The 21,088-nt window shown below is 36.3% G+C and carries 18 protein-coding genes; 3 read left to right on the forward strand and 15 right to left on the reverse strand.

The features are described 5' to 3' along the window. Window positions 1-19: 19 nt before the first annotated feature. From G585_RS0104760 to G585_RS0104800, 9 genes are all read right to left on the reverse strand, one after another. Window positions 20-1,219: a hypothetical protein gene (locus G585_RS0104760; RefSeq protein WP_022773349.1), complete on the reverse strand. Its 1,200-nt coding sequence runs from the start codon at window positions 1,217-1,219 to the stop codon at window positions 20-22. An 83-nt stretch (window positions 1,220-1,302) separates the two neighbouring features. Then, window positions 1,303-1,788 carry an RNA polymerase sigma factor gene (locus G585_RS0104765; RefSeq protein ID WP_022773350.1) on the reverse strand — a complete coding sequence of 162 codons (486 nt, stop codon included), beginning with the start codon at window positions 1,786-1,788 and terminating at the stop codon, window positions 1,303-1,305. Window positions 1,789-1,817: 29 nt separating this feature from the next. Then, entirely contained in the window at window positions 1,818-2,000 is a 183-nt protein-coding gene (locus tag G585_RS0104770; RefSeq protein ID WP_022773352.1) for a hypothetical protein, read from the reverse strand. 71 nt (window positions 2,001-2,071) lie between these two features. Next, window positions 2,072-2,419, reverse strand: coding sequence for a hypothetical protein (locus G585_RS0104775; RefSeq protein WP_022773353.1), 348 nt, complete (start codon window positions 2,417-2,419; stop codon window positions 2,072-2,074). 13 nt (window positions 2,420-2,432) lie between these two features. Then, window positions 2,433-2,909: a hypothetical protein gene (locus tag G585_RS0104780; protein WP_022773355.1), complete on the reverse strand. Its 477-nt coding sequence runs from the start codon at window positions 2,907-2,909 to the stop codon at window positions 2,433-2,435. A gap of 44 nt (window positions 2,910-2,953) precedes the next feature. Then, entirely contained in the window at window positions 2,954-5,107 is a 2,154-nt protein-coding gene (locus G585_RS0104785; protein WP_022773356.1) for an ATP-binding cassette domain-containing protein, read from the reverse strand. Window positions 5,108-5,119: 12 nt separating this feature from the next. Continuing rightward, window positions 5,120-7,294: an NHLP family bacteriocin export ABC transporter peptidase/permease/ATPase subunit gene (locus G585_RS0104790; protein WP_242829986.1), complete on the reverse strand. Its 2,175-nt coding sequence runs from the start codon at window positions 7,292-7,294 to the stop codon at window positions 5,120-5,122. 19 nt (window positions 7,295-7,313) lie between these two features. Beyond that, window positions 7,314-7,730 (reverse strand): hypothetical protein, encoded by a 417-nt coding sequence (locus G585_RS0104795; protein WP_022773359.1) that lies wholly within the window; start codon window positions 7,728-7,730, stop codon window positions 7,314-7,316. 244 nt (window positions 7,731-7,974) lie between these two features. Continuing rightward, window positions 7,975-8,580, reverse strand: a complete 606-nt coding sequence (locus tag G585_RS0104800) for a YgjV family protein (protein ID WP_022773360.1) — start codon at window positions 8,578-8,580, stop codon at window positions 7,975-7,977. Window positions 8,581-8,711: 131 nt separating this feature from the next. Between G585_RS0104800 and G585_RS0104805 the strand changes: the two genes are divergently transcribed. Further along, window positions 8,712-10,247, forward strand: coding sequence for a Na+/H+ antiporter NhaC family protein (locus G585_RS0104805; protein WP_022773362.1), 1,536 nt, complete (start codon window positions 8,712-8,714; stop codon window positions 10,245-10,247). An 85-nt stretch (window positions 10,248-10,332) separates the two neighbouring features. Further along, window positions 10,333-10,971 carry a phosphoribosyltransferase family protein gene (locus G585_RS0104810; RefSeq protein WP_022773363.1) on the forward strand — a complete coding sequence of 213 codons (639 nt, stop codon included), beginning with the start codon at window positions 10,333-10,335 and terminating at the stop codon, window positions 10,969-10,971. 60 nt (window positions 10,972-11,031) lie between these two features. On the opposite strand, the gene G585_RS0104815 is transcribed toward G585_RS0104810, so the two are convergent. After that, window positions 11,032-11,268, reverse strand: a complete 237-nt coding sequence (locus tag G585_RS0104815; RefSeq protein ID WP_022773365.1) for a hypothetical protein — start codon at window positions 11,266-11,268, stop codon at window positions 11,032-11,034. A 176-nt stretch (window positions 11,269-11,444) separates the two neighbouring features. On the opposite strand from G585_RS0104815, the gene pta reads away from it, so the two are divergent. Beyond that, on the forward strand, window positions 11,445-12,428 hold the full coding sequence (gene pta / locus G585_RS0104820) for a phosphate acetyltransferase (RefSeq protein ID WP_022773366.1): 984 nt from the start codon (window positions 11,445-11,447) through the stop codon (window positions 12,426-12,428). A gap of 82 nt (window positions 12,429-12,510) precedes the next feature. Here the strand turns inward: pta and G585_RS0104825 are convergent, their stop codons facing one another. The 5 genes from G585_RS0104825 to G585_RS0104850 form a co-directional block, all read right to left on the reverse strand. After that, window positions 12,511-13,905, reverse strand: coding sequence for a sensor domain-containing diguanylate cyclase (locus tag G585_RS0104825; protein WP_022773367.1), 1,395 nt, complete (start codon window positions 13,903-13,905; stop codon window positions 12,511-12,513). Window positions 13,906-14,008: 103 nt separating this feature from the next. Then, window positions 14,009-15,283: a nickel pincer cofactor biosynthesis protein LarC gene (gene larC / locus G585_RS0104830; RefSeq protein WP_022773369.1), complete on the reverse strand. Its 1,275-nt coding sequence runs from the start codon at window positions 15,281-15,283 to the stop codon at window positions 14,009-14,011. A gap of 67 nt (window positions 15,284-15,350) precedes the next feature. Next, window positions 15,351-15,701, reverse strand: a complete 351-nt coding sequence (gene hypA, locus G585_RS0104835; protein ID WP_022773370.1) for a hydrogenase maturation nickel metallochaperone HypA — start codon at window positions 15,699-15,701, stop codon at window positions 15,351-15,353. Between the two features lie 299 nt (window positions 15,702-16,000). Further along, complete coding sequence (locus tag G585_RS0104845) at window positions 16,001-17,305, reverse strand: ATP-binding protein (RefSeq protein ID WP_022773373.1); 1,305 nt, start codon at window positions 17,303-17,305, stop codon at window positions 16,001-16,003. Between the two features lie 35 nt (window positions 17,306-17,340). After that, on the reverse strand, window positions 17,341-18,507 hold the full coding sequence (locus G585_RS0104850; protein ID WP_022773374.1) for a replication initiation protein: 1,167 nt from the start codon (window positions 18,505-18,507) through the stop codon (window positions 17,341-17,343). Window positions 18,508-21,088 lie beyond the last annotated feature (2,581 nt).

Here is a 21,088-nt window from a genome sequence, read left to right on the forward strand (position 1 = left end):
CTCCTCTCATAAACATCATTTATTTGTTAAGGGCACAAACAACAGTCATATCTACCCTGTCCCCTTTAACTCCTACAATAACATCCTTCGCAACGCTGGCAACAATGGACTTTTCAAGTTCATCCCATGCCTCTTTTGCGCTTTCACTGGTTTCAATACTGTCGGAAAGAGCATTTCTATACTCATACAACGACCATGATATTCCAGAATCTGCTAATCCTTCTGTGCTTCCGTACATACCCATTGTACCATAGGATATGTACCCGCCGCCATACTCCTGCTGTAATTTCATAACATTATTATAACCAAGAATACCATTTTCAATGACATCTCTGACTTTGTCCATGAATCCCTTTACAGAGACATTTCCCTCAGAAGACATATCCAAAAGCGTGCTCTTTTTATCGGAATCCATAAGTGTTTTGGCCGTAAGCTTCAAGCAGGCCTCATTCTTATATTTCTCAAACCATACAACTGCACTGTATTCTCCGGTCATCTCTTTGAGCATTCCGATTGTTTCTTCAAATACAAGCTTAAGATGCATTGCATCTTTATTACTAAGTTCAAGTACATCTATTGCCTTATCAGCCCTACCGTTGGCATTTGACCCCTGAATGTAGTCACTATCAACAATAATTGGATCTGTGACTATCTGTGGAACACTGGAACCTACTGTGCTTAACGCTTCTGAGAAGTCCTTTATGACCCACATCTTGATCTTGTCTTTATCGATAGAAACAATAATATCATCTGCAAGATTCGCAACAAGAGACCTTTCCAGATCGTCCCATGCTTCCTGTGAATACTTATCCTCACGTCTCTTTTTCAGAATCTCGTTTCTGTAATCTTTTAATGTCCATGTCCTTTCTGCAGGAGCTTCAAACAAAAATGCCTTCACCAGCTGGCCAAAAAATCCTGTCTGTGCACTGTTTTCACCTGATGTAGCCACTGAAATAAGTTCTTTTTGCTTGTTTGAATCTATATTGTTATCTGCTGAAAGATAGATGTTCGTGAGCTTTGAACCCCCCTCAAACCACATCTCTACTGTGGTCTCGTCCATGATAGACTTCGCAAGCCTTAATACTTCCTCCGTAAGAAGCCTAAGTCTCAAAGCATTTTTTCCTTCAAGCTTAACATCAAAGATATAATCATCCAAAAGCTGATAGGCTCTATCAATATCTTTGTCTATGTTACTGATCCTAACGTGCTCTGATTGCATATTCTAGTCCCCCTTCAGCAAATAGTCTGTTTACAACTATTATATACAAAAAAACATAAAAATAATATGCAAAAAAAAGAAAATTACGCTAAAATATCCTGTAGTTTCCCTAAAGCTTCCCTGTGCCTCAATTTTGTTATACCGTAAGAAAGGTTCATTTTTTGGGAAACTTCCTGCAAAGTAAGCCCTTTATAGTACCTAAGTACGATAATGTCTCTCTGCTCTTCAGTCAGCTTTAAAAGGGCAGTTGCCAGCTCGCTTAAAGATTCCTGTGTAAGTACCTCTTCCTCGATACTGCTTTTTGTGTCTGACAGATCCTCCGGAATTTCAGAATGAATATGATTAGTTCTGTAAAAGTCAATCACCGTATTGCTGGTAATAGAATAAATCCAAGTAGAGATTCTCGCCTTGGATTCATCAAAAGTATCAAGTTTGTCATAAACTTTTACGAATACATCCGCGCATAAGTCCTCAGCGTCTTCCGGTGAATTAACGTGATTCCTTATATACGCAAATACTTTATCCTTGTAGTCTGTGTAAATCTGTTCCTTCGAAGGAATGCCCCCCATGTTGCCGTTTCTCCTTTATTTATGTCTCATTATTCTTTAGGTTTTTTACTGATGTATGGATCCCCAGCAGCTGCTACGAATTCAAGATCATCATCAGATAATGTCTGTTTGTTCAATGAATATTTTTCTTCAACCCCGCGAATCACTTTTTCAAGATCAGGATTAGATGCAAACTTCTGATAATCGAAAAGTCGTGATAATTTATTTTCCATGGTATTACCTCCATTTCGGAATCATATTTGGTTTCACTTATATATACGAACCAAAATGAATTCCGGCAATTTTATTTTTGAGCATAATCTTCAGGATACGGCTCGATTCCAAGTACATACCGGACCTGTTTTTCCAATTGCTCATCAGACATTCCTGCAGAAAATGCATCAATATCTTCCAAAAGACCGATATCTGCATATTTCTTTTCATCCGTGCTGCTCAGCACCAGGAAAATCTCCCCATTATCTTCAAAGTCGGCACTGTCGACTCTGTAATAATTATCCTTGTATTGATAGATCTTTCTTTGATGGAACTTCTCCATATTTTTTTCATTAATATCTAATGGAACAGCTCCATATTTCTCAAAAACAGACTCTAAATAATTAAGTTTTACTTCGATCTCGTCTTTTGTATACATAGGCATCCAGCTCCTAGGAGTTCTCTTCAAGTTTACGAACACGCTCTGCTTCGTCCAAAACTTTCTCAACCCACATGTCATCCGGTTCCAATACCCTGAAAACTCTAAATCCGTAAATCTTAGAATTTTCCATGATCACATCTTCATCATCAATATGAAGTGATATCCTGTAATGATTGGGCATTTTCTGAGGTAAAAGCGTTGTTCTGTTGCCCTGGACCTCAGCCTTATGCCTGTACCCATTCACTATCTGCGAAAATCTGATATTGTAATACCTGAAAAGCGTTCTGATATACACTTCTGACCTAAATGATGAAGTATAAACCCACACCTCAAATCCTCTGTTCTGGAGCTCATGGATAAGTCTGACTGTACCTTTTCTAAGCCTCTCAGGGAACATTTTGTTTAATGGGAATCGAAGTTCCGGTTCTACCTCATAATTGTCTGGTGAAACAAATAATACATCATCCAAATCAAACGAGATTTTCATCTGCTATCCTCAATTTTAACACTAATATACGAACTATCGCAAATCTATAATTGCTGCCTTTCTACAAGTTCAGCAAAATATCCCTTTTTTGCCACCAGCTCATCATATGTACCATCTTCAACTATCTTCCCTCCATCCAGAACAACTATCCTGTCACAGTTTTTTATAGTTGAAAGCCTGTGTGCAACAACAATCCTGGTACACTTTAAGTTATATAGCGCATCAGAGACTTTTTTCTGGGTGATATTATCCAAAGCGCTTGTAGCCTCATCAAGCAAAAGAACTTTTGGCTTTGGTGCAATAGCCCTGGCTATCATAATGCGCTGCTTCTGACCTCCGGAAATCCCACCCTGTCCTTCTGATATGATCGTGCTCATTCCCATCGGCATCTTTTTAATATCATCTGCTATTCCTGCAATCTCAGCAGCTTCCCATGCTTCATCCAATGACAGCGTCGGCGCAGAGATAACAATATTTGAATAAATATCTCCCTCAAAAAGAGAGCCTGTCTGGGTAACACTGCCTATTTTTCTCCTAAGAGCACCAAGATCAAGCCTTCCCAAATCTCTTCCGTCATAATAGATCGCACCTTTATCCGGCTTCTCAAATCCCAACAGCAGTCTTATGATCGTACTCTTTCCGCAACCTGTTTTACCGACGATAGCAACATATTCTCCGGGTTTTATCTTTAGATTAAGACCATTTAATACATATGGAGTACTTTCGCTATACCTGAAAGATACATTGCTGAGTTCTACTGCACCCATAAGCCTGTCGACAGCAAGCTTATCCTCAGAACTTTCAGTCTCTGCACTTAATATGGGTTCCGCAAGGCTCAAAACAGGACTTATCTGCGCTGTAGAAACCGCAACTGACTCAAATCCGTTAAATACACCCTGAAAATAACCAAAGGCAACACCAAATGCAATATAATCGCCGGGTGAAACCCCGCCATTAACAGCAGTATAATACAAAACAATAGTTCCAATAATAGTAATTGCTTTATTGATAGTCCCACTAAAAATTATTGCAGGCGGCGGGCTATAGCTTAATTTTGCACTCTCATTAAAATTGTTTGCCCACTTTGCAAAAGCTCTTTTCTCTGCTCCTGCAAGCTTTATCTTCTGAATTCCATTGATGAGCGCATAACTAAGACCATCCTCATCAGCATCATACTCCATGATCTTCTTGTTTATTCCCGTTCTCACCAGTATTGTCGCAATAGAAACGATCAAGCTGATAAATAGTATAGCTATGGACGGAATCACCAGACACTTTGCAAAATTTCCAATCTGAAGCAGGTACAGAAGCGACACAACAACAGTTACAGGCAGGGTGAAAAAGTTTTCAACAAGAAGACTACATATAGTTCCTACCGCATCTATTCTCGATGCCAGCTCACCGGAAGTATAATCTTTAAAAAATCTTGCCGGCAGGTTCAAAACCCTGCTCATTACCGCTGACTCGACGCTGACAGAGTTTTTTATCTCAATTCGCTCCTGCACAAGCTCTGAGGAAGCCTCAAAGAGCTGTTCTGCAATAACTACCATAAAAAAGTAAACAGCTGTACCAATGAGCATGTTCATATTGCGGTTTTTCATAACGTATCCGGTTATAAAACCGGTGAGCTGCGTGGTCATAAGAGATCCAATTGTAAACAAAAGCGTAAGTGCTGCAAAAGAAATTAGATCTCCCATATCCATGCAGTCTTTCATGTAAACCAAAAGATCTTTCACAGTGAGTTTTTTTCTTGGAAGAGGTCTGTAAAAGCAATAAGCTTCCTCCATAAAAGCCGCATAATTTGAGGCATTAACCGTCACTTTTTTCTTCAGGTCATAGTCATAGTACCTGTATCCGCCTCCTCTTTTAGGCAAAAGAGCTACCGGCTTATCCTGATTTCCAAGATATGCCAGCATAGGTCCATAAGCATCCTTATACCACTTGCCCTCGAGAGTTATCCTTCTGTACATTATTCCATAGGCTTTTACAGCATCCTTAAGGTCTGAAGTCACCTCTTTTGGCTTAAATCCAAAATACTCTATGATCTCCTCTACAGCTTTTTGGGCAATATGACGCCTGTCCATCATAAGCGACTCGTACTTACCGCTTATGGAAGACATCATGTTGTAGATGGAGTCTTCAAAAATATCCTGATCACTTTTTATTCTTTGCCTTATCTGTTCGTCAAACCAGCCCACGTTCGCCCCTCATCATTCATTGACAACAAGCTCGGTATAATAACCGTTCTTTGCCATCAGTTCATCGTGTTTTCCACGTTCTACCACTTCTCCATCCTTAAGAACAAGGATTTCGTCACAATCACGTATTGTTGATAACCTGTGTGCTATTACAATACATGTAATTCCCCTGTCTTTAACCGCCTTGATCAGCTCAAATTCTGTCTTTGCATCAAGCGCACTGGTCGCCTCATCCAAAATGATTATTGAAGGATCCTGTGCAAGAACTCTTGCTATCTCAAGTCTCTGCCTCTGGCCGCCCGAGAAATTGCTGCCATTTTCATCCAAAAGACTCTTATACGCGCCTACTCTGTCCATGATGTCATCATGGATCTGGGCATCTCTTGCCGCCAGGATCATCTCAAAATCTTCAATGGATTCATCCCACATCTTTATATTATCTTCAATAGTTCCTGCAAAAAGAACTATGTCCTGATCCACAACAGCCACCGATCCTGCAAATTCATTGTGGTTGATCTCAGACATTTTTTTACCATCAAATGTGATCTCTCCGCTCCAAGGCTTGTAAAGCCCGGAAATAAGCTTTGATAGAGTGCTCTTTCCGCATCCCGAACCACCAACTATGGCAATCTTGCTGCCCTGTTTCAAGCTAAAGGAAATACCCTTTATCACAGGATCTGACATTCTCGAATAGCCAAATACAAGGTCCTTTACTTCAACATTTCCAGAGAGCTTGGAATATGTTTCCGGTTCATCGTCCTCTTTAAAAGTCGCTTCCACCGGATAATTCATAACATCTTCAACTCTCTCCATCTGAGAGCGCATCTCCTGTATCGTCTGACCTGCTCCTATAAGCTGCATTGCAGGTGATGTGAAGGACTGCAGATACATCTGAAAACTCGTAACCATGCCAAGGGTGAATTTTCCTCGCATTACAAGTCCAACACCAATAAAAAGAACTAAACTGTTAGCTACAATATTCAAAACCTCAGGTATTCTTCCGATCCAGACATTTATATGCGAAAACTCTATATTTTCCTCATTAACCTTTGCGTGCATTCCTGCCCATTTCTCATAAAATCCATCCTCTGCGCCACTGGATTTTATTGTCTCTATCATTGATATTCCTGAAAGAGTAGTCGCCGCAAGCTTTCCTGCATCTCTCATGTTAAGCCTTGTTATGTTGACTCTTTTCTTGGAGATCAATCTGCCCAGAAACGCATTGATGCAAAGCGTTATTATTCCTATAAGCGTCAAGGCCGGACTGTACCTTAGCATTACAATAAGATAAAAGATCATCATTCCAATGTTGATAACTATAGGAGTTAAGGTTGAAACAACTGTATTTGCTATAGAAGCATTTGTTCTTTTTCTCTGGAGAATATCTCCTGAGAGTCTGTTGTTAAAGAAATCTATTGGTAGATGCAATACTTTCCACATATATGTGCTATTGCCAATGATAGACATTTTTCCATTTATTTTTAGCGAATACAGATCTGTAATGGCATTTACTACTATCTCCAAAAAACAAACAACAGAAAACAGGATGATAAATGGGGTAAGCAGCTCAATATTTTCTCCTGTAAGGAGTCTATCCATGAAAAATCTCTGGAATCCGGGACTGATGATATTAAATGCATATGCAATAACAGTAGACAGCACAACAAAAGCAACTGCCAGCCCCGCCCCATGTAATCTCTTCGTGGCAAATTCAACAGTGCTTTTTCTCTTTCCGCTCTTTTCAAAATTATTTCCCGGCTTTATAAAAAGACATATTCCAGTAAAAGCCTCATCAAATTCACTCATAGGAACCACAATGGTCCCTCTTGCGGGGTCATTTAAATAAGCTTTTCCATTCTTAAAACCATTTAAAACAACAAAATGATTAAAATTCCAATGTATTATGCAAGGAAATTCACCATCTTCAACCAGATCGTCCGGCTCATACTTATAGCCGTTGGCTTCAAAGCCATACGCCCTGGCAGCTTTAAGGATATTTTTGGCGTTAGAACCATCTCTTGAAACACCGCAGTCTACCCTCACACGCTCAAGTGGAATCCACTTGTCGTAATAGGCCATTATCATATCAAGGCATGCCGCGCCGCATTCAAGTGCCTCCATCTGCATAACGATCGGAACTTTTGCCTTGCCTTTTGTTATAGGCTTTTTTATAGTTGATCTATTCATTACACCCCTCATCCCCGCATTAATTAAATAGTAAGCTGATCAACTGAGTCTCTTTGTAAGAAGCTTTAACATCATATGTACCATCAGGAATATCCACATTTCCAATTGCAATGATATTTCCATAGTCATCATGCTTAATGTAGCCTATTGGCACCAAAAAATCCCCGATTTCAAGATCCATATCTGTGGTCAGGTTGCGTGCAGCAGCGCTGTCCTCGAAAGTTGCGGTAACAGCACCTTCATATACCTCTGCCTTTCCATAAACATAGCTCTGTATAGAAGAAAAATAGCTCCACCCTATAAGACCGAACAAAATTATCATTATCGCCAATAGGACGATCCATCCCTCTGCTCTTGCCACGTGAATATAGGTAGTCAAATCATCCGGTGATGAGATTCTTTCTATACTTTTCTTTCTAAAAATGTCCTCTTTCATAGTTTCCCTCACATAAGAATACCCGTTATAGCCTCTTACAAATATTTTATCATAAAAAAATAGACTTTTGAGCAATCAAAAGTCTTTAAAGGGAGGAAGGGCTGCTTATTATTATAAGCAACCCTTCTGTTGTGTTATGAAAAGTATATATGTGGGGTTCAAGAGTGTTGTCTCTCTTGATGTTTATTATGTTATACTCCAAACCTTAAACGAAACTAAAAATAATGTGTCTAAAAAGTGAATATCAAAGATATTTCTCGTAATAGCCATCCTTCTTTATATATCCCATTTTTAAAAGATATGCCTTATGGTTTTCGTCAGATCCTCTGTAGATCAGAGATTTTATCCCTTCTCCGGGAAGTTTATCCAAGAGATATTTACCAATAGAAAAATCCCTGTATTCAGGTATTGAATAGTCCAAGTCTATATCAACTACGCCATCTTTTTCTTTTCCAAAGAATAAAGATACCGGTTTTCCGTTGTGACAAACCACATAACCCAGATCAGACTCCGAAAAATCCAATAAAGTCTCAGGAAAACAATCCATTATGTCAGCTGAATAGAATCTTAACAGATATCTGACGAGAGCATCCTTGGTGTTTACTCTCACTATACTGTAATCCACTTTTGTATTACTCATTTTTACAAGATAGTAAATATTTATCAAAACAAGGCATACATTCATGATGGCTGTGGGATATGAATGGATTATGAAAGCATAAGCTGTAAAGATAACGCTTCCAATCGTATTTACTATCCTTAGTTTAACAACAGATGCCATCAGAAAAGAAACCAGTACCAAAGCTGATCCCAAATAACCTATAGCCTCTATGATTGTCTTTGTATCCATTTTTACCTCTTTCTATTTATAACAAATTAACAATGGGAACATATCATATCAGAAAAACATTTATAGTTCAAATATATACTTTTTACACAATTACATTGTATAATTATTTAAAATTATTTAGGAGGATTGTTATGTTTACAGACTCATTTTGGTCACTACTTCCGCCAATTATAGCCATTGCACTAGCGTTGATCACCAAGGAAGTTTATTCATCATTATTCATTGGTATTCTAGTTGGGGGACTACTTTATTCCGGATTTAGTTTCACTGGGACAATAGAGCATGTTTTTGTCGATGGAATGATCGGACAACTCTCGGACCCATGGAACATTGGAATTCTTATATTCCTCGTAATTCTAGGTAGCATAGTAATGCTTATCAACCGTGCCGGTGGTTCAGCAGCCTTTGGAAAATGGGCTTCCGAACACGTAAAAACAAAGGCCGGTGCTCAGATTGCCACTATACTTCTCGGAATGATCATTTTTATCGATGACTATTTTAACTGCCTTACAGTTGGTTCAGTTATGCGTCCGGTTACTGATAAACACAAGATTTCCAGAGAAAAGCTTGCATATCTTATTGATGCTACTGCAGCTCCAATATGCATCATCGCCCCTATATCCTCATGGGCAGCTGCTGTAACTGGTTTCGTTGATGGTGCAAACGGCCTTACCTTATTTGTAAGAGCTATTCCTTACAACTTCTATGCTTTTTTGACCATCGCAATGATGTTTGGGCTCACCCTCATGAATTTCGACTATGGCGCGATGAAAGTTGCTGAGCACAACTCAAGAAAGGCATCAGAAAAAAATAAAGCTAAAAAAGAAGCAGCATCTCTTACCGGCGCCGAGGATCAGCCAACTCCTCCGGTGTCTATCAAGGGAAAAGTTATTCACCTCATTCTCCCTATTATCGCACTTATCATTTGTTGCATAATCGGAATGATATACACAGGTGGTTTCTTTGATGGCGCAAGTTTTATAGATGCCTTTTCAGGATCTGACGCATCTGTTGGTCTTGTTTACGGTTCTGTAGCAGCGCTTATAATAACAATTGTTTTCTATGTATGCACCAGAGTTCTCAGCTTTACAGAATGCATGAATGCTCTTCCTGAAGGATTTAAGAGCATGGTACCTGCTATCATGGTTCTTACTTTTGCATGGACTCTTAAATCAATGACTGACTCCCTTGGAGCAGCTACATATGTTGCAGGTCTGGTACAAAATATAGCTGACAATGCTGCTCTTATGAGCTTTATCCCTGCAATAGTATTTATCGTAGGCGCTTTCCTTGCATTTGCAACCGGAACATCCTGGGGAACTTTTGGTATCCTCATTCCTATTGTTGTCAATGTATTTGGCGGCAATCTAAACAATGAGCTCATGATAATATCAATTTCTGCCTGCATGGCCGGTGCTGTTTGTGGAGATCACTGCTCACCCATTTCCGATACAACAATCATGGCAAGTGCTGGTGCCCAGTGTGAACACATTTATCACGTTTCAACCCAACTTCCATATGCGCTAACAGCCGCCGCTGTTTCCCTGGTGGCATATGTGTTTGCAGGATTCTTGAAAAACTGGCTGATCTGCCTGCCTCTTGGTATTCTTCTAATGCTTGGTACATTGTTTGTTATCAAGAACATGAAGTCACCAAAAAATGCCTGATAAATAATTGGAATTTAGATAATATAATGATATTATTTTATATATAAAATTATTTTATCAGGCTGATGAGAAAGGATGGTTGACTATGCAAAATTATAAAAAGATGGAGTATTCTAGAAACAAAGATGTTCTTCTACGTTATACCCCCGGGCATTTTATAACACCTCATTCTCATGTTAACTATTACATCGATCTTTGTGATACAAAGGCAAGAATGAAAGAAGCCAGAGCTGCAGGCGAGTCCCTGGCGGAAATGTACATGACCTCAGATATCATCGATACTATACTGTGTCTGAATGGTACAGAAGTTATTGGTTCTTATATGGCCAATAAGCTTACAGAAGCAGGAATTCTTTCAATGAATTCTCACAAGACCATGTATATAACAAGTCCTGAGATCAATGTAAATGATCAGATCATGTTCAGAGATAACAACAAACACATGATAAATGGTAAAAAAGTCCTTATCCTGATTGATTCCGCGACGACAGGCGGTACTTTAAAGAGTGCTCTTGATTCAATCCGCTTCTATGGCGGTGAGATCGTGGGTATTTCAGCTGTATTCTCAGTTGCAACTCAGATTGAAAGCTTTCCGATAAGAGCGCTGTTTACTACAAGAGACCTTCCGGATTACGCCAGCTACGCACATGATAACTGTCCTTTATGCAAGTCAGGAGTTGCTGTTGACGCCATCTGCAATGGATTTGGTTATTCAACTGTATAAAAAATAATAAAATTTAAGCATCTCTTGGTAATGACCCAAAAACCAAGAGATGCTTTTTTATTACTGATTTCCCATATTTTTCATCATTTTAACTGTTTCAATATCATTGGCAGTAAGCTTTATGTTGGACTCTAATGTTTTTCCATCAGGAGTAGTTACCTTGATATCAATTATTGTGCCCTCCTGCATTGCATTGTCTCCAATTGCTCTAAAAAAAGGCAATACCTTTGGATGTTCCTGTGAAAACAGCCCAAAGCGCTGTTGAAGCTGCATAAGCAGCATTGGATTCATATTCATTTTTGTACCTCCGTAATAGATATACTAAATAATATATAAGTAAGTTAAATAATTATCAACCTTTTTTGGTGAATTTTTAGTAAACTTGAGTTAAATCAAGTTTTTTGCATCTTAGAAGTATTATAATCGCAATCGTCGATTAAAAATATATCTGATACATACAAGGAGGATAAATAATGTACGGATTTGGTGATATGATACAAAAGCTTAAAGCTGACCCAAAAACAATCGTTTTCCCTGAAGGATCTGACCCAAGAATTCTTGAAGCAGCTTCAAGATTACTTGCTGGTAACTTTCTTAAGCCTATTCTTTTAGGAAACCCAGATGAGATCAATAAATCAGCTGAGGATGCCGGCTACAACATCAGAGGCGCTCAGATCATTGATCCTGAGAATTTCGATAAATTTGATGAGATGGTAGATATGTTCTGCGAGCTTAGAAAGAGCAAGGGAATGACACCAGAAAAAGCTATTCCTATCCTTAAGCAGACAAACTACTTCGGAACAATGCTCGTAAAGATGGGCCTTGGCGACTGTCTTCTCGGAGGTGCTACATATTCAACAGCTGATACAGTTCGTCCAGCACTTCAGATCATTAAGACAAAACCTGAAAACACAATTGTTTCTTCATGCTTCATCCTTGTTCGCCCTTCAGCAACAGGTGAAAATGAAGTTATCGCAATGGCTGACTGTGGAATCAATATCAATCCTAACGAGGATGAGCTCGTAGAGATCTGTGGCGAAACAGTTAACTGTGCGCAGAGATTCGGTGTTGATCCTAAGGTTGCATTCCTTTCATTCTCAACAAAGGGATCTGCAAAAGATGATACTGTTACAAAGATGCAGAATGCTACTAAAAAGGCACAGGAGAGATATCCTGAGATTCCTATCGATGGTGAGCTTCAGTTTGACGCTGCTGTATCTCCACGTGTTGCAAAGCAGAAAGCTCCTGGTTCAAAGGTTGCTGGACATGCAAACACATTCATCTTCCCAGATATCAATGCTGGTAACCTTGGTTATAAGATTGCACAGCGTATGGGTAACTTTGAAGCATATGGTCCTATCCTTTTAGGCCTTAATGCACCAATCAACGATCTTTCTCGTGGATGCAATGCTCTTGAAGTATACTCAATGTCAATTATCACTGCTTCTTTAGCTTAATATATGTATTATTGATGTTATATAACAATATCCCACCGCTTTTATTGCGGTGGGATATTCTTTTCTCTTATTATTTATGGTCTTATGCCTTTCCATGGCGTCTCTCGTGATTCTTATAGTATTTCATCTTGTCATCATACATAGCTTCATCGGCCTGTTTTACCGCCCTATTTATTTCGCTGGAATTCTTGCTCCATACTGCTCCTATTGCAGCTTCTATCTTCTTATTCCTCAGTTTATCAACAAGTTCATTGAATTTAGCTTTTTCAATTTCCGGTATAATTGAGATAAATTCGTCTCCGCCTATCCTATAACAGAATTTTTTCTTAAAGACGCTTCCAAAAACATTTGCAACCTGTTTTATCAGTCCATCGCCTGCTTCATGTCCTTTTTTATCATTTATCTCTTTTAAGCCATTTATATCAACATAGCAAACTCCGACATTTACAGACATTCCGCCAAGAAGTACCAGTGTCTGATTAAGTGAGTATCTGTTGCCAAGACCTGTAAGAGGATCATGGCTTCCAAGATACATCATTTCATTAGTCAGCGCCCTGTTTCGTAACTCGTAGGAAATAAAGACTGCTGCGGATTCGATTACATCGGTGACATTTAAGGGAACGTCATTTGCAAAATTATCAACAATAAGATAACCTAATACAGTTTTTTTGTCCTTAATTGCAGCTACTATGAATCTGTGAACATGGCCTGCTAAAAACTTATCATAAAACTCTTCGTTGCGCTCTTTTAGTTTATGTGTGTCGTTTACTACTGTAATATCTTTATTCTTAAGCTGACCTTGCCAAAGAGATATAAAGTCATTGTTTTCAAAATCCTTTTTTGTAGGTAGCTTTGCTGGTGCTGATCCGCTGACCCATTCGTGTATAGCTTTTATCTCTCTATCCTGAGTCTCAACTATAAATACTCTGTCAGCTTCGATTGCAGTTCCAAGGATTTTAAGAACTTTCTTAATGCCTTTTCCAAATTCAGCAGAGGAAAGCTCTTTTGCGCATTCTATTACCAGGTTGTTACTATTTCTTTTAAGAATTTTATCGTCTTCATCTCTTTTTGCTGCAGTAACATCATGAATTATGAAAGCGCAAAATCCCTTTTGATAAACAGGTACTGCCCAAAATTCGAACCATTTATCATAATCACTATTATATGTTCTTAGAATTGTAGATTGGCGTAAAATTGCCGCCTGATAGCTATATTTGATCCAATCTTCATCCCTGTTAGTAACCGTCTCAAAATATGTACTTCCTATCAGCTCTGCAGATGGTTTTTTTACCAACTGTGCATATTTTTCATTGGCAAACAGGAAAAGCATATCTTTAACTGTTCCAAAAGGATCTGTTAAAACCTTGAAAATACAGCATGCATCCGGCAAATCCTTCAGCATGTATAAAATATCATTTGAGGTGAAGTTAGTTGTAGAAGAATACTCAATTTTCCCATGACTCTCTAATTCTGACATTCTGCATCCCCCATTTAATGTTAGGAATATTACTTTATACCGTTGATTATACAATATATATTTTAATTATGCACTATATAATTGTTCATAAAAATTGGAAGTATCAAAATGATACTTCCAATTCTTTTTTTATCTCCATAATGCTTTTTCCGGTTCTTCTTGCAATTCCTGCTATATCATCATATTCCAGCTTTTTCCGTTTTACGTCATATCCAGTCGCTTCTTTTACGCGAACCATACCATATGGAGTCTCTATAGTATCTATTGTTCTGGATAAGATATATCTGTTGCAAATGTTCTCTCGCACACCAATTGTGGTGGTGTTCTTAAATAATTCCTTTAATATATTCTCTCTATCATCAAGTCTGCACATGCAAGTTAATATGACTCCCGGCCTGTTCTTTTTCATACCAACCGGTATTGTATAAGCCTCCACTGCGCCTGCCTCGAAGAGCCTTTCAGTTGCATAACCAATCTCTTCAGCTGTCATATCATCAATGTTACATGACAACTCTACTATTCTATCATTCTCATATTCATCGCTGCTTTCGCCATATATAGTCCTTACAAAATTCCCCTGAGGAAAATCCTTTTTCCCCATACCATAGCCTATTTTTTTAACATTCATGACAGGCTGAGAAGCAAAATCAAAAGCAAAATATTTAGCTAAAGCCGCTCCTGTTGGAGTGCACAATTCTGATTTTATGCTATCACTCTCGTAACACGGAATTCCCTCCAGCAAAAGAGCTGTTGCAGGCGCTGGAACCGGTAATATACCGTGTGCACATTTCACTGTTCCTCCACCAACATTTATCGGTGACACAACAATCTTATCTGCATCAAGCTCATGCATTAAATAGCAGACTGCAGTTATATCAGCTATTGCGTCAAGATTACCTACTTCATGGAAATGTATCTCCGAAACCGGAACTCCATGAACCTTGCTTTCAGCCTGCGCGAGAAGCTCATAAACTTCTCTGACATCACTTTTTATCTCTTTTGAGATATTTAAATTCTCAATGATGTCCTCTATGTCATAGAGCTTATTGTGATGATGATGCCCTTCATGCTCATGGGTGTGCTCATCGTCATGGCTATGAGTAAACTCATGAGAATGTGCATGGTCATGTTCATATTCATGTGCATGATGATGCTCTTCTTCAGAATCAGGTTCTTCCTGACCTTTCACAAGAACTCTCATACGCTTACCGACTACGCCGCACTTTGTTGAATCCTCAAGCACAAATTCAACATTAGGTATTCCTATTTCATTCAGCTCTTTTTCTTTCTCTTTTACATCGTCAAAAAGTGAGATCAGCGCTGCTGTAAGCATGTCGCCCGCTATACCCATCTTGCACTCAATATATAATGTATTCAAAACTACCTCCCTGCATTGTGTAAGTCAATAGTTTGCTTAAACATTTGCATTGTATAACGTATAAATGTTATATATCTTCTATAACTATATTTTTTAATGTAATGCCTTTCCCTTCGATTATATGCGCTCTTCTTCCACCACATTCAGTACAAAGGTATCTGTTGTCACTGGTTGGAAAATACTCACTTCCACATTCTTCACAAAGAGCTTTTACCGGCACTTCCTCGCAAACAAGCTCTGCATTCTCAAGCATTGTTCCCTTTGCCGCTTCCGGATAATACTTATACATATAATACGGCATTACACCACTTGTTTTTCCGATCTGAACTACGATACTTTTTACATTTTTAGCATTGTTTTCTTTTGCTACATCTATGGCCAGAGCTACCATCCGTGAAATATAGCTCATTTCATGCATGATTTATATCCTCTTTATTTTCATTTAATTACAATTTAATTGATTATATACCAAATTGCTAGATAATTATATATAAAGGAGGAAATTATGGCTCATAATGTTGTGCAAACATGCATGGGATGTGGTCGAACATTTGTCGCTAGAAATAGTGGCACTCCTTTTTGCTGCCGTGCTTGCAAAATCCGCTACTCTTACCACTATTCTTTCAGGTGCAGAGACTGCAGAAACGCATCCTGTACTGTTCGAAACGAGTACTTGCAAGGCTGCGCTCCTGATTGTCCTAACCTTAAATGGGATCCTTAATTATTCCCTGATAGATGATTTATGAATTGCTGTGCACATCTTCCAGAAACACCGCCGTGATTTAACTCCCATCTGTCAGCTTCAAGCAAAAGCTCGCTTTCATCCATCTTTATTCCATTTCTCTTGGCAAGCTCTTTCACTATATTGTAATATTCCTGTCTCGAAGGCTTATAATATCCTATATTCACACCAAATCTGTTAGCAAGGGACAGTTTTTCTTCCATTGTGTCAGATCTATGTATATCACCGTCCTGCTCAACATCTCTTCTATCTTTCCATGTTTCTTTTATCAGATGTCTTCGATTGGAAGTAGCATAGATAAGAATATTATCCGGCTTAGTTTCAACGCCACCTTCTATGACTGCCTTCAAGAACTTGTAATCAGATTCATCCTCTTCAAAAGAAAGGTCATCCATATAGATAATAAACTTATAATTCCTGTTTTTTATCTGAGAGATAAGCTGTGATAAAAGCCTGAACTGATATTTATATATCTCTATCATTCTAAGGCCATCACCATAATACTCATTAACAATTGCCTTAATGCTTGTTGATTTTCCTGTGCCACTATCACCAAATAAGAGCACGTTGTTAGCTTTTTTACCTTCTACAAATGCTTTGGTGTTATCAACAAGCTTTTTTTTCTGGATTTCATAGCCTACAAGATCGCTTAAAACGACCTTATCCATATTATTTATAGGATTAAATTCTATTTTCCCGTTTGTAAGCTCTCTTATCCTGAATGCCTTATTTAGTCCAAATTCACCAACACCGATCTTTTTGTAAAAATCAGTAACTATATCAAAAAAGTCCTGGTCTGAATCTGCATTCTCAAGCCTCGAGGATAGATTCCTTACCTTCTCGCTTACATTTGAATTGTACATAAGCTCAGGCTTCTCAATAGCCTTATAATTCGTTATACAGCTAAAACAGTCAATTCCGAGCTTCTCTTCCATTTCCTTGAAATCATACTCAAACAACTGCTTAAAGGCATGAAAATCCGCGGTCGCAAAATGATTAACACTGCCATTCTTACTTCCAACCTTCTCGCAAGTAAGACTAAATGGATTCTCATCCATTATAAGTAAATAAGTAAGATAGTTATGCCAAAGATTATCATCAAAAGCATTAGCTGTACCAAGTTCAAGTAATCTTTTCACCTGCTTGTAAATTCTTGCTATCAGATCCTCTTTGTCATATTCCGGCTTATGCAAATCTTTTGAAACCTTTGCAAGCTGCATCAATATTGATTCTTCAGGCATATCCCCATAGATCAGTAATTTTGCTACAATTTTCTCCATAATTTCCCAATGTTATATAACATATATTTATTATATCAATTATCCAACAGTTGCTTTTCTAATTCTTCAAAGTTTATATCCGTTCTCTGCTCAAAGTTATTAAAGCTATTTTTCTTTGGAGAGATTGGCTTAGCCTTGTTGTTATAATACTCGTTTTTAATGCAGTCCTTCATAAATGCAATCGGGACATCAACGGTAGTGTTATAGGACTGCATGTAATCATAAGCCTGTTTTATCTTATCGATATCATAATCTGCACATTCAGCAATTTCTTTGATCTCTTTTACCTTGAAATAATCGTGCATAAGATCGATAAGATCATCTAAAACATCATCTTTATTGATCTTCTTCTCTTTTTTGATGCTATTTCCAACATCTTTTTTATCAACAAAGAACCTGATCCCAACAGTTTTTCTGCCACTTTTAATAGGCTCGTAGTCAACTATCAGGCTGGTTTTCTTATTTAATTCGTCTTTTGCCTTTGATAATACGTTCCTATTGAATATTTTATATTCTTTATACTTCGTTTGGCCTGTTTTCTCGACTAATTCATCGATTTTTTCATAATCAGGAAAGTCTTTTTCAAGCTCAGCCTTGATCTTATTATCGCCTCCGGAAGTGATTATACCAAGCTCAAGCTTTAGCTCTGTCAGATTATAATCAAAAACCTGCTCTCCATCTATTTTTTCAATGGCTTTTTTATAGTCAAATGCAGATTTTAACATCTCATATAAGCGCAAAGAATACACACTCTTAAGACTAAGAGTATCTGATAAGCTAAGTACTGTATAATCCTTTTGAAGATTGACTATTTTATCCGTTAGTGAGTTATTATAACGAAGTGTTAGAGTACCATTTTTAAAAGATGCGTCTGTAACTACCTGGTGTGCTTCTATCTTACCATTGGCCTTATCTTTCATAAGAAGGTTCCAATCAAAAATAGTAGCACCCTTAACCTGTCTGTCACATAACGCTTCAATGTGTTCATACAAAGATCCGGAAGTAGACTTAAACATTTTCCTTAAATCTGTACCATATATAGTAGCAACAACGTTGTTTGTTTCATCTATTTTAATATGCTGCATTCCTATGGCGAACAGTTTCTGGCTTAATGCAGTTCCTTTACCCATAGCGTTGATCAATTCATTAGACTTTTTATAACTCTGTCTAGTAATGAGTTGGTCTCGTTTTTCTTCTTTCATAAATCCCCCAGTTCTTTTATATACAGGTTCCCTTTTCATGCACCTTAGAAAAGAAATTATCTTCCTATTTTGTACACCTTTAGAATAAAAAGATATAATAACATTCCCTTTTTGTAAACCTTTTATTTTATTATATTCCTTTTTTGGTCACCTTCAAGTATTAATTGCCTATATTTTGGGGTTTTTATCAGATAAAAGCACAAAGGTTTGTTAACCATTACAGTCAATTCTAATGATTCCCTTTTTGTGCACCTTTCCCATCATCTATTCCCTTTCACTTCACTTTTGACTTTAATGGTTTGACTGATATGGTTTATTCTAATCCCTTTTTGTGCACTTTTAATACCCATTTTAGTACTTAATAATTTCATAACTTATCCCAAACATTAAAATCCATTCCCTTTTTAGTCACCTTTCATTTATATTATGCAATTTATGGCCTGATCTAAGCTCATTTTTATTATATTGAGCATTCATTACCCCAAAACATATTTTGTTTTAGTTATCTATTAGTACCTATTTATGTAATTTTTAACGTTCCCTTTTTGTACACTTAAATGTTCCCTTTTTGGTCACCTTTAATTTTGTGACTGTTTGAAACGCCCTATTTATGCGTGTTCTGGCATCTACAGATTTAGGGATCTATTAAATATTATATATTCCCTTTTTAGTCACCTATCTTCCCAAATACTGCACTTTACATCCCTAAACAGGTAACTTGGGGCATATTTTCACAGTTCCCTTTTTAGACACCTTATCTTCCCATTCATTCAACTTTATAATCCCTTTTTATCTACTTTAAATTCCTTTTTTAGTCACTCATAATAAAACAAATCGCCTATTTGTGCGGTTTTCATAGTCTATTAATTAATAAAAGAATTGTAGTTTTATATTTTTAAATAAACAACATTTTAAGGTGTCCCAGATAAATACATAAATTTCAAATAAGTAAGATCTAAATATACTTTATATATACAACATATATACAAAGTATAAAACAAAATATAAATACAATAGATACTTAAATTCTATTTATATGTTTCTAATTTTTATGCAGGGATTGTAAATGAAAATAAATAGAAATTGAAAGAGAAACAAAGATTCAGACAAAAATTAGAATACAATTTTGTATTAGATGACTTTGTTTGGATATTTCTAAGATTGTTGAAAACATTTTTTCTGTTTTTTAAATAATTATAAATAGTTTTAATTTGTATAAATTACAATTGATATACAATATTAATATTAGTATTAATAATATGAAATACTATCGGAAACTATCTATTTTATTCAAGTGACAATAAAAATGACAATAGATATTATAAAATCTGCTATTCTATTAAGCATTTTATTTTTATCTCAATATGTACTAACATTTTGACTGAAGTTTATTTTTTGACAGTATAATTATTGACTTCTTTAGTCTATAATTTTTGCAAGTTTGACGACCTTTTACATATAGAGCGTATGATATTAAAAGCAGTTTTAATAATCTATTATAATACCTTATTTTACAGCATATATCATTTGCTATATTATTCTATTTTTTTGAGTGGTAATACAAATTATGCAAGTAATCTTGCAACATCTGATTATGTTTTGCTCTTAATATTGAAATATCATATTGAAATGTCGATATTTACTGGCTTCTAATAATAGACTCGAAACAAAAGCGTTCCTGCATCTTATTGATTGCAAATTTATAATTTATTTATATTCTATTTATTCTATTTTTATAAAACTAAATCATAGAATATACTTCTAAAAGTAGCTTAAAACTTGATAGAAACAAAAATGATTAAAAACGCTGCAGTTCTTGATTAAAAATAATCATTTTTTGCTTATTTATCAGTTTTATCTTCTGGGAAACCATCTGTTTTTCCATTATCATTTCATTATTGAGATCTTCATACTTTTGATAAATCCCCAGGCCTTTTATCCATGATTAAGTTACAAATTTATGGTTTGTTAGAGTTTTTAAATGTTGCTTATATGATTCAAATGCATTTATAAATATATATCATATTTTCTATTTATTATATATTATATACATATTATAAATATAAAATATATAACAAATAATTTATAGTACATATCTTATATATATTAAGTATAAAATATAGAATACATATATAAGCAATCACTTCAATATATATTATAACAGATATACATTCTATATTCAACATAAATAATATATTATACATACGAGAAATATATAATATAATATACACATATAATAAATAAAATGCATTAAAAATATAATATATAATTAGTATGTAAATAGTATAACAAATATAAAATGTATGTATAATAAAATATATCGAATATATATAACAAGCGTACCAAATGTAACATATATGAGATATATAACATACATGTATGATATTAAGAATATAGCTAATATTATATATATAAAATATGCATAATAATGTTTTGATATAATGCATATGTATAATATAATAATAATAACATATACGAGATATATAACAAATATGATGAGATAAATAAGTTATATAACATATAACATTTTGGGTAGATTAATTCCGATGGAGAGAAAATATATACTGGATCCAGAAATACT

Origin of the sequence: Butyrivibrio sp. AE2015 (genome assembly GCF_000420825.1) — a bacterium.
In the GTDB taxonomy this organism is placed as follows: Bacteria; Bacillota; Clostridia; order Lachnospirales; family Lachnospiraceae; genus Butyrivibrio.